The 11,166-nt window shown below is 59.7% G+C and carries 7 protein-coding genes, 1 tRNA gene, 2 rRNA genes and 1 pseudogene (1 of these 11 only partly in view); 4 read left to right on the plus strand and 7 right to left on the minus strand.

Going from position 1 to position 11,166, the window contains the following annotated elements:
• From X733_RS153770 to X733_RS153760, 3 genes are all read left to right on the plus strand, one after another.
• Positions 1-2,650 (plus strand): 23S ribosomal RNA (locus X733_RS153770) (it extends 152 nt beyond the left edge of the window).
• Between the two features lie 201 nt (positions 2,651-2,851).
• Positions 2,852-2,966, plus strand: a 5S ribosomal RNA gene (gene rrf, locus X733_RS153765).
• Positions 2,967-3,224: 258 nt separating this feature from the next.
• Positions 3,225-3,301 (plus strand) — tRNA-Met (locus X733_RS153760).
• A gap of 311 nt (positions 3,302-3,612) precedes the next feature.
• Here the strand turns inward: X733_RS153760 and X733_RS153755 are convergent.
• Entirely contained in the window at positions 3,613-4,401 is a 789-nt protein-coding gene (locus tag X733_RS153755; RefSeq protein ID WP_023818510.1) for a SapC family protein, read from the minus strand.
• Positions 4,402-4,640: 239 nt separating this feature from the next.
• Between X733_RS153755 and X733_RS153750 the strand changes: the two genes are divergently transcribed.
• A complete protein-coding gene (locus tag X733_RS153750) occupies positions 4,641-4,910 on the plus strand; it encodes a hypothetical protein (RefSeq protein WP_023818511.1) in 270 nt (89 codons plus the stop codon).
• Here the strand turns inward: X733_RS153750 and X733_RS153745 are convergent.
• From X733_RS153745 to X733_RS153720, 6 genes and pseudogenes are all read right to left on the minus strand, one after another.
• Positions 4,889-5,431, minus strand: coding sequence for a GNAT family N-acetyltransferase (locus X733_RS153745; RefSeq protein ID WP_023818512.1), 543 nt, complete (start codon positions 5,429-5,431; stop codon positions 4,889-4,891). The two genes, X733_RS153750 and X733_RS153745, sit on opposite strands and share 22 nt — an antisense overlap.
• 16 nt (positions 5,432-5,447) lie before the next feature.
• Positions 5,448-6,767: a hypothetical protein gene (locus X733_RS153740; protein WP_023818513.1), complete on the minus strand. Its 1,320-nt coding sequence runs from the start codon at positions 6,765-6,767 to the stop codon at positions 5,448-5,450.
• Positions 6,768-6,795: 28 nt separating this feature from the next.
• Entirely contained in the window at positions 6,796-7,320 is a 525-nt protein-coding gene (locus X733_RS153735) for a tail fiber protein (RefSeq protein ID WP_023818514.1), read from the minus strand.
• Positions 7,321-7,331: 11 nt separating this feature from the next.
• Complete coding sequence (locus tag X733_RS153730) at positions 7,332-7,835, minus strand: tail fiber protein (RefSeq protein WP_023818515.1); 504 nt, start codon at positions 7,833-7,835, stop codon at positions 7,332-7,334.
• A 12-nt stretch (positions 7,836-7,847) separates the two neighbouring features.
• Entirely contained in the window at positions 7,848-8,351 is a 504-nt protein-coding gene (locus X733_RS153725; protein ID WP_023818516.1) for a tail fiber protein, read from the minus strand.
• 133 nt (positions 8,352-8,484) lie between these two features.
• Positions 8,485-11,166: pseudogene (locus X733_RS153720) on the minus strand (S-layer family protein); the annotation flags it as partial.

Raw genomic sequence — 11,166 nt, forward strand, 5'->3', positions numbered from 1 at the left:
GAGTAGCAGAGCGATCTGCTACTGTGGTTTCCAAGTATCGATAATAGGTAACTTATCCTGAATACATAGGGATAAAGTGGCGAACGCGGGGAACTGAAACATCTAAGTACCCGTAGGAAAGGACATCAACCGAGACTCCGGAAGTAGTGGCGAGCGAACCCGGACCAGGCCAGTGGCGATTGAGAGACAAGCGGAACCTTCTGGAAAGTAGGGCCATAGTGGGTGACAGCCCCGTACGCGTAATGCAATCAATCGTCCTCGAGTAAGGCGGGACACGTGAAATCCTGTCTGAAATTGGGAGGACCACCTTCCAAGCCTAAGTACTCGTGCATGACCGATAGCGAACTAGTACCGTGAGGGAAAGGTGAAAAGCACCCCGACAAGGGGAGTGAAAGAGTACCTGAAACCGATTGCCTACAAACAGTGGGAGCCCGCAAGGGTCACCACGTACCTTTTGTATAATGGGTCAGCGACTTAGTGTGACGAGCAAGCTTAAACCGCTAGGTGTAGGCGCAGCGAAAGCGAGTCTGAACAGGGCGTTCAGTTCGTCGCATTAGACCCGAAACCGAGTGATCTAGCCATGAGCAGGTTGAAGGTAAGGTAACACTTACTGGAGGACCGAACCCATAACTGTTGCAATAGTTCGGGATGACTTGTGGCTAGGGGTGAAAGGCCAATCAAACTCGGAAATAGCTGGTTCTCCGCGAAATCTATTTAGGTAGAGCGTCGACCGAATACCCCAGGGGGTAGAGCACTGGATGGGCTAGGGGTCCTCACCGGATTACCAAACCTAACCAAACTCCGAATACCTGGGAGTACTAGTCGGCAGACACACGGCGGGTGCTAACGTCCGTCGTGAAAAGGGAAACAACCCTGACCTACAGCTAAGGTCCCCAAGTTATGGCTAAGTGGGAAAGGATGTGAGGATCCCAAAACAACCAGGATGTTGGCTTAGAAGCAGCCATCATTTAAAGAAAGCGTAACAGCTCACTGGTCTAAATAAGGGTCTTTGCGCCGAAAATGTAACGGGGCTAAAGCCATACACCGAAGCTTAGGGTTTGGTCCGCAAGGGCCAAGCGGTAGCGGAGCGTTCTGTAAGCTGACGAAGCCATACCCGTGAGGGGTGGTGGAGGTATCAGAAGTGCGAATGCTGACATGAGTAACGTAAGGGGAGTGAGAGACTCCCCCGCCGAAAGACCAAGGGTTCCTGCTTAAAGCTAATCTGAGCAGGGTTAGCCGGCCCCTAAGACGAGGCGGAAACGCGTAGTCGATGGGAACCACGTTAATATTCGTGGGCTTGGAGGTAGTGACGGATCGCACAAGTTGTCCAATCTTATCGGATTGAACGGGCAGCGGAGCGGTTCCAGGAAATAGCTCCTCCTTATAAACCGTACCCGAAACCGACACTGGTGGTCAGGTAGAGTATACCAAGGCGCTTGAGAGAACTATGCTGAAGGAACTCGGCAAATTGCACGCGTAACTTCGGAAGAAGCGTGACCCTTTTCTACGCAAGTAGAGGAGGGTGGCACAGACCAGGGGGTAGCGACTGTTTATCAAAAACACAGGGCTCTGCGAAGTCGCAAGACGACGTATAGGGTCTGACGCCTGCCCGGTGCTGGAAGGTTAAGAGGAGGGGTGCAAGCTCTGAATCGAAGCCCCAGTAAACGGCGGCCGTAACTATAACGGTCCTAAGGTAGCGAAATTCCTTGTCGGGTAAGTTCCGACCTGCACGAATGGCGTAACGACTTCCCCGCTGTCTCCAGCATAGACTCAGTGAAATTGAATTCCCCGTGAAGATGCGGGGTTCCTGCGGTTAGACGGAAAGACCCCGTGCACCTTTACTATAGCTTTACATTGGCATTCGTAGTGGCATGTGTAGGATAGGTGGTAGGCTTTGAAACCTGGGCGCCAGCTCAGGTGGAGCCACCCTTGAAATACCACCCTTATTACTATGGATGTCTAACCGCGGCCCGTTATCCGGGTCCGGGACAATGTATGGTGGGTAGTTTGACTGGGGCGGTCGCCTCCTAAAGAGTAACGGAGGCGCGCGATGGTGGGCTCAGAACGGTCGGAAATCGTTCGCTGAGTGCAATGGCATAAGCCTGCCTGACTGCGAGACTGACAAGTCGAGCAGAGACGAAAGTCGGTCATAGTGATCCGGTGGTCCCGCGTGGAAGGGCCATCGCTCAACGGATAAAAGGTACGCCGGGGATAACAGGCTGATGACCCCCAAGAGTCCATATCGACGGGGTTGTTTGGCACCTCGATGTCGACTCATCGCATCCTGGGGCTGGAGCAGGTCCCAAGGGTATGGCTGTTCGCCATTTAAAGCGGTACGTGAGTTGGGTTCAGAACGTCGTGAGACAGTTCGGTCCCTATCTGCCGTGGGTGTAGGAATATTGAAAGGATCTGTCCCTAGTACGAGAGGACCGGGATGGACGGATCTCTGGTGGACCTGTTGTGGCGCCAGCCGCATAGCAGGGTAGCTATATCCGGACGGGATAACCGCTGAAGGCATCTAAGCGGGAAACCCACCTTAAAACGAGTATTCCCTGAGAACCGTGGAAGACGACCACGTTGATAGGCCGGGTGTGGAAGAGCGGCAACGCTTGAAGCTTACCGGTACTAATAGTTCGATCGGCTTGATCGTTCTCATTCCTTATGCTCATCGTGAACACGATGATCTGACCAGCGCTCACGCATGAGCGGCCCTTACAGGGCCTATGCTCCGCGAGGGCGCCGGAAAACCGGCGACGCGCAGTCGCGCTTGCGGGCTTACGCCCGTAAGCAAAACACAAACGTCGCCTTGGCACGAAAAAACAGCTTCTCGATATAACGTGCGTTTTGCCGACCTGGTGGTTATGGCGGAGCGGCTGCACCCGATCCCATTCCGAACTCGGCCGTGAAACGCTCCAGCGCTGATGGTACTTCGTCTCAAGACGCGGGAGAGTAGGTCGCTGCCAGGTCTGCAAAACGCACGTTGAACTCTCATCCGCAAACCGGATGAAACTGAAATCTTCTCTCTACGAAAAGGCCCGCCAAGGGATCACGGGCCGCGCAAGCGGCCCTTTCATTTGGTCAGCCATATACCTATCTGTAAGCCATCCTGTTCATAGGCCCAGGCTTACGTCCAGATAAGCAAGCAAACGCTTGCTTCAGATCCGGAGCAGGCAAGAGCTTGCCCTGGAGAGTCCGGAGCAAGCAAGAGCTTGCCCTGGAGGTGACGCGGGGTGGAGCAGCCCGGTAGCTCGTCAGGCTCATAACCTGAAGGTCACAGGTTCAAATCCTGTCCCCGCAACCAACATCAAAAACAGCCCGCTTCACGCGGGCTTTTTGCGTTCGGACCGTGATCGATGGCGACGACCGGCTATTCAACGATTGAGGAGGGCAGCAAGGTTGGCGTGCTGAGAGGTCCGCGAACCGGGGGATTGATGCCGCCTCGGCGCATTTCGCGAGAGATACGTCGAGCATTAGGAAGTTCGCCAACCCGTCATGGCAATCGATCTGCACGACAACAGCATGATTCGAGCCGCGGAGAGATCGTCGTGCGAAGGCGCGAACCGTTGATTTAAACAACCCGCGCCTTGCCGAAGCTTTTCGTCGCGGGCCGCGTCAGCCAGCTCGCCGCAATGACGCCTGGAAGGCCAGCGAGGTCCAGCTGTTGCTCGAGGCGAGATGGCAATAGAGCAGCGCAAGCGCGCCGGATTTCCTGAGATCAAGAAACGCCTCGTCGCTCAATTTGTTGAAGGCCGGCTCGTCGATCACCTGAAAGTCGGTGAGGTTGAGGGTCTCGCCGCCCTCCAGCGTCACCTTGCTCTGCCGCGGCGCGAACAGGCCGTGCGCGTCGATCTTGTCGATCATGGCGCGAGTCGCATTGAAGTCGGTCTGGAACTGGCTGCAGAAGGCGAGCGCCTGCTTCGAGGCCTCGGCCGGCTCGTTGCCGTCGAAGAAGGGCGCGATCTCGTCGCTGTCCTTGGATGAGGGCATCTGCTCGACGACGCGTTCGTTGGCGCGGTCGATGCACAACGTCAGGCGGCCGGTCGTTTTCGATTCATCGGCGAGGATGAAGGGGTACCGGCGGACATAGGCGGGAATGTAATGCGGCTCCGCCCATTTGCCGTCGGCGCCGACGAACAGGTTCTGGTCCTGGCGCAGGCCGGTGATGATGACAGGCGCCTTGGCGTCGCCGATGAAAACGATGGGGTAAGAGCGCATCGCCGCGGGCATTTCCGAGGCGACGACGGGGATGGCGTGCGCGGTGCGGGCAAAGGAGAAATCGGCACGCGCCGTAAGGCCGAGTGAGCCGTGCCGCAGCAGATTGAGCGCCTCGGGCTTTTTGTAGAACAGCGGCAGCGCATTGGCGGGCGTGCTTTCCGCCCCGTCCGTTTTCGCGTCAGTCATCCCTGGCATTCTCCTCTTATGCACTTCCGGTTTAGGCCAGCGGCGGCGAGGGCGCAACGCACTGACGACTGATCCACCCCGACATTAGCGGGATAAATCTACCTCGTTGTTCGATCGTGCTCTTTTGTACTTCTGGAGATCGAGCTCTATAGACAGCATGCCATCAAGCAGCGACATTGGCTGACGGGACAGACTCTCAAACACAAAACGTCTGAAGACAGACGAACCAGGGCAGGCGCATGGCATCGCTTTCGGATTTCGAGCAGGGGCAGAGCTTTTCCGTCGAAGCCGGCGGTCAGACGCTCACGCTGGAACTGAGCGCGGTGCAGCCCATTGCCAACAGCCCGCGCGGCGGCGGTGGCTTCACGCTGCTGTTCAGGGGGCCGCGCGACGCGGCGCTGCCGCAGGCTATCTATCGCTTTGTCCGCAGCGACACCACTCACGACATCTTCATCGTGCCTGTGTCAGCCGATGCAACCGGCTATCTCTACGAGGCCGTCTTCAACTGACCGGCCTCGGCGGATGCCGCCACCGGCCCCGCCATCAGGTCGTAGACGCCCTTGTCTTCGGCGACCACGAAGCCAAGGCGCAGATAGAGCCGGCGCGCGGGATTGTTCTTCTCGACATGGATAGACACGGGCTTGCCGACGGCGGCAGCCTCGTCGATCACATCGCCGAGCAGCGCTGTGCCAAAGCCCTTGCCGCAATGCACCGGCAGGAAGGCGATGTCGATGATGCGATGCTGGCTTGGCCAGCGCTCGAGATAGAGGCGGCCGATGTCCTGCCCGGCATGCGTCACCACATGCCATTCACCTTGCGGATAATAGCGCCGGAAATGCGCGTGCTGCGCCTGGAACTGCATGTCGAGAAACTGCGTCTTGTCCTCCGGCGGCCACGGCACACCGGCGAGTTCCGCCGTCCGCGTCGAGGCATAAAGCGCGGCCATGAACGGCCGGTCGGCATCTGTCTCGGGCCTCAGTGCGAGCCCAAGCGCGGCTGCCCGTATGTAGCGTAAGCCGGCAATTACCATTCGGCGGAGCAGTCTTTCAGGCCGGCGGCGTCAGGTCGCGTACAACGACAATCTGCTTGAGGTTGCTGGTGGTCAGCGCCGTCCAGCCATATTCCCATTCGGAGCTGTCGATAGACATCTGGTTGATCGTCCAGAGCCCACTTGTGCCGTCCGGCATGACCATCAGCATGAACAAAGCGAGCCGGCCGTCGGCATTGTAGTTGAGCGACAGGCGGGCCGAGTTGAGGACAAAGCCGAAATCACGCCATCCTGACCAGTTCTGGTTATAGGCATCCCACTGCGCGTTGAACTGCAGGACATGCTGCTGGTCGGTGGCGACCAGCACGATGTCGCCGTCGCCCTGGATGCCGGCGGCGAGCGCGTTTTGGGGCCACCTGGAATAACCGGGTGTCGCCAATTGCGTCCAGAAGTCCGATCCGGCAGGCATCTGGCGCGTGTGCAGCACCTGCCCGCCCTTGCTCAAGGCAAACAGATTGGTGGCGCCCAGCGGCCCGATCACCGGCGCCATCTCGATAAAACCGCCGCTTTGCGAGCTGTCGATCTGCACCCATTGCGTCCAGTCGGCCGCCTTCAGTGCCTGTGCGGTCGCCTGCTGGCAGCGATAGAGCTGGAGATTCGAATTGATGCCGAACAGCGCGATGCGGCCGTCGCCCTGGTGGATGGCAGTGATCGTTATCAGTTGACCGGCAAGCTGGATCCAGTCGCTCCACATCTTGGCGGGCGGCGTGAGCTCATCGACGGTGACGACGATCGGTGTCGTCGAGCCGGGCGGGGTGATGGTTTTCTGCACCTGCACGATCTGCTCCGGATTCTGGTAGATCCACCAGATGCGACCCTGATTGTCCGTGAGGAAGACCTCGATGCGGCCGTCGGCATCGTTGGACATGGAAAGCTTCTGGTAACTGGCGGCGCCGGGCGGTGCGCCGATGTTCATCGGCGCGTTCCATTTGCTTGTCGGGCCGGCCTGGCTTTCGTCCTCGGTGATGAAGGAAAGACTGGCGGCGCCCGAGGGCTGCGCCACGACCGCGACGCGGCCATCCCTGGTCAGGCCCGCCGTCATGATCACCCAGGCGCCGGGCGCGATCGGCGACCAGGCGGAGGGCCAATGTCCGTTCGGCGAGGTCTGCGCTTTCTGGATCAACTGACCCTTGGCGGAATCAATACCCACCACCATCAGCCGCGACAATTCGAAGAACGAAACGCCAGCCGGCATGTGCTGGTACATAGGCCCAGGCCCGGAGCTCGCCTTGGCCTTCGAAGCGGCCTTCGGAGCCGCAGCCGGCTTCTTGTCCTTTGAAGCCGGTTCGTTCGATTTCGGTTCTGCTTTCTTGGCCATCGTATCGGTCCTGCCTTGTTGCCTGGTATCAGCCTCTCGGCGGGAAAACGCCTTGCAGTGCGATGCAGAAATAACAAGTGAGATAGGGCTGCATATTGTTGTGCGGCTGGTCGGCGCCGGCGGGCGATACTGCCTGGTCCGACAGTGACACCATGCCGCCTGGCGCGACATATACATTTCCTTGGCTCGACTTGGCGAACGCATTGCCGGGAGCGATGTTGCTGTCTCCGCTGACGACCGACGGGGCGGCCATGGCGAAATGGTTATGCATCGGAAGCTCGGACTCCAGCAGAGACACCGTTTCGGAACCACCGTTTTCGCCAAGATCATGCAGCGACAGGCCCGGTCCTTGCCCCGGGTGCATCGGTGCGCGGCCTTGCAAGTCAGGCAGGGCGAAGTTGGACTTCCCGTTGCCGCCATAGGTGGTGCCGAGCAGCGAGAACAATGCGGTGTTCTGCGATAGCGGCAGCAATTGGCCGTCGCACCAGGCCCAGCCCTTGGGCGAGAATTTGAACGGAAAGATACGGATTTCGGCAACGAACGGATCGGCCATGACGGTCCTCTTTAAGTCGGCGAAGGGAATATGCCGAACAGCGAGATAATGAAGTCGACGCACAGATAGGGCTGGAAATTGCTGTGTGGCTGGCTGCCGCCGCGGCTACCGAGGAACTGGGTGCTCATTGGCACCGATGGGCCGCCGTTGATGAACGCATTGACCTGACCTGACCTGCCGATGACGCTTTGGCTGGGATTGGGCTGATTGGCTACGTCGCTCGAGGCCAGCAGGGCGTGGGTATGCGCCGGAATCTGCTGGATTGTCAGGGTGATCTCCTCCACGCCCCCCGTCTCGGCCAGGATGAACCCGTTGCCCTGATGGATGGGAAGGCGGCCACGCAGGTCAGGCAATGCGAAGGTGCTCTGGCCATCGCCGCCATAGGTGGTGCCTATCAGTTGGAAAAGTGTCTCGTTCTCGGAGATCGGCAGCAACTGTCCCTCGCAGAACATCCAGCCGGCTGGCGCGAAGTTGCCGGCAAACATTCGAACTTCGCCAACATAGGGTTGTGCCATGATCGCGTTTCCTCAGGTCGGCGATGGGAAAATGCCCTGCAGGGCAATGCAGAAATTCAATGCCAGAAAAGGCTGCATATTGAGATGTGCCTGACTGCCGCCGATATTGGTGACGGTGCCGGAAGCCATGGCGCCGAGGTTTTGCACTGGGCCATAAAGGAGGTTCGGCGTGCTGTTGCCCAGAACGTTGTTGGCCGGAAGGTTGCTCACGCCGGTGCCGGACGATGCGCCGGCGCTGTGTATATGCGTGGGCATTTCGGCGATAGACAGCGTGTGGGCCTGCTCGCCGCCGCGCTCGCCCAGCGTATGGCCGCCGCCGACATGAATCGGCATGCGCCCGCGAAAGTCGGGAAGTGCGAAATTCACCCGGCCATCGCCGCCGAAGGTGGTGCCGAGCAGCGAAAAGAGCGGCTGGTTTTGATTTATGGGGAGAAGCTGGCCGTTACAGAGTGCCCAGCCTTTTGGCGCGAACACAAACGACATGATTCTGATTTCCGATAAAAACGGCTCAGACATAAGTCCTCTCCCCCAAACTCTGTACAGACCTTAAGACGATTGTATTAGCAAGTCGACAGAAATCTCCAAGAAAATTAATGCTGATCTACTGCCGATAAACACACGAATGCTTCGCAAGCATTCGCCTCTAGAGTCAGTTGGTCGGCACAAGGACCAGCCCGCCATTGTGCCCGCCAGGTATCGCGGCATAGGCCGGTGCACCGCCGGCGTCGAAGGAGAACACCGAACCGGCCGGCGTGTTGCCCCCGGCATTCCAGATGGCGGTAGCAATTGCCTGATTGTTCGCGCCGCCTACAAAGTTCTGGAAATACAGATGCGACGTAGTGCTGCCTATGCGTGCCAGGAAGGCGATGTCGTCGGCTGGCTGGGCCAGGGTCACTGTGTTGCCGCTGATGTTCAGATAGGTGTTCGTAAGGTCGCCGGCATTGGAACCCGCGCGCACATCGATGCCGACCGCGCCACTGCCGGCAACACCTGTGCCCGAAAGAGCGATGTTGTTGTTCATGATCGTCAGATCCAGCGAACCATTGTCCGTGCTCGGACCGGCGCCGTCGCCGTGCGGCGTGGCGAAGATCGCCGGATCGTTGCCAGTCCCGGTGATCGTGTTGCCGACGATCTCGATGATGCCGGTCGAAGCGTCTTCCGGATGGATGAAGATCGCCGAGCCCGCCGAACCGACGCCGCCGCCCTTGATGTCGGCATTGTTGTTGATGCGGCCCATGATGACGGCATTGTTGATGCCGAACACGTTGATGACCGGGCCGCCATTGCCATAGATCTTCTTGTTGTTGAGGATCTTGAAGTTCAGGTGCGCGGTGTCCTCGGCGTTGAGGCCGATGGCTCGGCCGAGGCCGCCTTGCGGATCGAACGTATTGCCGTTTCCGACCGTGCCGCCGTCGGTGATGTTGACGTTGAGCGTCGAGGTGTCGCGCGCAAAGGCTTCGACGCCGGAGGTCTTGAGGCTCAGGAAGCTGCTGTTCGAGATGTTGACCGTCGCGCTCGCTGTGCCAAAGGCCTCGAAGCTGAGACCCTGCGCTCCGTTTGCAGAAAGCTTGGTGTTGCTGAACGTGCTGCCGCTGATGTTCAGCGTCAGGCTGGTGCCCGAGTCATTGCGGATGTCGACCAGATTGTCGCCACCAGCGCCGGCCGCGAAGCTGAACGTCGAATTCGTGATCGATGACGTGCCGATGAGATTGTAGAACCGCATATTGCCTTCGAAGACGGCGTTCCCGAAGCCGGTCACCGTGGTGTTGGCGATGGTCATGTTCGAGACGTTCTGGCCGTTGATGCCGACCTGCGCGCCGCCGTTCAAATTCAGGTTGGTGAACGTTACCGTCGCCACGCTGCTCATATTGATGGCGGCCTGGGCGGCGCTGTTGAATGTCGGTCCGTCGACATTGTTCAACGTGCCGTTGCCTGTGTTGGCATTGGTGAAGTTCATGTTCGAAAGCGACAGGTTCTTCGTCGACGTGAACAGCGCACCCTGCACCGTGTTCTGGATTGTGCCGCCGGAACCGGCCGTGACACCAGTGCCTGTGACCGTCAGCCCGCCATTTCCGGCGGCAAGGCCGGTATTGTTGAGCACGAGACCGTTGGTGCCGCCATTCGCCGAAACGCTTTGGAACGTCAGGCCCGAGCCGCCGATAAACGTGTTGACGACATTGAGCGCCGTGCCGTTGGTCGACGCGATACTGTTGCCGGTTCCCTGCACCGTCACCGTGCCGCCGCCCGTGGCATTGAAGCCGGCGGCGCCGGTGGTGTTGATGACCAGCCCGCCATTGATGAAGTCTATCGTCGCGCCGGTGTTGTCGGTCAGGTTCACAGCAATGGCCGACCCGGAGGTGATCGACTTCGATGTGCCGGAGAAGGTGATGATGCCGGCAGCGTTGTCATCCAGCTGGATGCCGTTCACGCCCGCCACATTGTGAGAGATGTTGCCTGACAGCGTGATGTTGCCGGCGGCCGCGGCGCGATCCTGGATGTTGATGGCCTGGCCGGTGCCGCTGGTGATGGTGCCGGCATAGGTGAAGGCCGCCGTGCCGCCGCTGTTGGCGGTGCCGGCGCCGTCGCCGATGCGGATCGTGGCGGCGCTGCCGCCGGCCAGCGCGCCGGTGCCGAGGTCGATTGCTCCCGAACCGGTGACGGTGTCGAGGATGACCGCGCTGGTGCCGCCGGCGCCCTTGTTCGTGGACGCGAAGGTTATGCCAGCCGCCGAGATGACCGTGTCAAGGTTGACCGCGACGCCGCTGCCGGTCGAAATCGTGTTGCCCGAGCCGATAACGGTCACGGTGCCAGTACCGTTGCTCGTGGCGTTGAAGCCGGTGCCGGAGGTGGTGGTGATGGCTAGGCCGCCGCCGGTGAAGTTGACCGCGGTGTTGGTGTTCGCCGTCAGGTCGACGGCATTGTTGGCTCCGGTGGTCAGTATCTTGCTGGCGCCGGAGAAGTTGATCGTGCCGCCGGTGTTGGCGTTGACGAGGATCCCGTTGGCCACGCCGCCGGTGGCGCTGAGAGTGCCCGACAATGTCGTAGTGCCGGCGGTGCGGGTGGAGATGCTGACGACGTTTCCGGCCGTGGTCTTGGTGACCGAGCCGGCATAGCTGACATTGGCCGAGCCGCCGGTGACCAGGAAGGCCGCGCCGGTCGCGCCGCCGAGCGCACCGGAGCCGAGGCTGACAGTGCCGGCGCCGGTGACATTGGTCAGCGACACGTTGTTGGTGCCGCCGGTCGAATTGGTCGAGGTGAAATTGATGCCTGTGGTGGCGATGCCGTTGAGGTTGACCGCCTGCGCGGAAGTGGAGCTCACCGTGCCGGTCGT

Source organism: Mesorhizobium sp. L2C066B000 (assembly GCF_000502335.1).
GTDB lineage: Bacteria > Pseudomonadota > Alphaproteobacteria > Rhizobiales > Rhizobiaceae > Mesorhizobium.

Excerpts from the sequence above, each read along its gene's own strand:
- X733_RS153755 (WP_023818510.1), bottom strand. The coding sequence starts at position 4,401 with ATGACTGACGCGAAAACGGACGGGGCGGAAAGCACGCCCGCCAATGCG.
- X733_RS153750 (WP_023818511.1), top strand. The coding sequence starts at position 4,641 with ATGGCATCGCTTTCGGATTTCGAGCAGGGGCAGAGCTTTTCCGTCGAA.
- X733_RS153745 (WP_023818512.1), bottom strand. The coding sequence starts at position 5,431 with ATGGTAATTGCCGGCTTACGCTACATACGGGCAGCCGCGCTTGGGCTC.
- X733_RS153740 (WP_023818513.1), bottom strand. The coding sequence starts at position 6,767 with ATGGCCAAGAAAGCAGAACCGAAATCGAACGAACCGGCTTCAAAGGAC.
- X733_RS153735 (WP_023818514.1), bottom strand. The coding sequence starts at position 7,320 with ATGGCCGATCCGTTCGTTGCCGAAATCCGTATCTTTCCGTTCAAATTC.
- X733_RS153730 (WP_023818515.1), bottom strand. The coding sequence starts at position 7,835 with ATGGCACAACCCTATGTTGGCGAAGTTCGAATGTTTGCCGGCAACTTC.
- X733_RS153725 (WP_023818516.1), bottom strand. The coding sequence starts at position 8,351 with ATGTCTGAGCCGTTTTTATCGGAAATCAGAATCATGTCGTTTGTGTTC.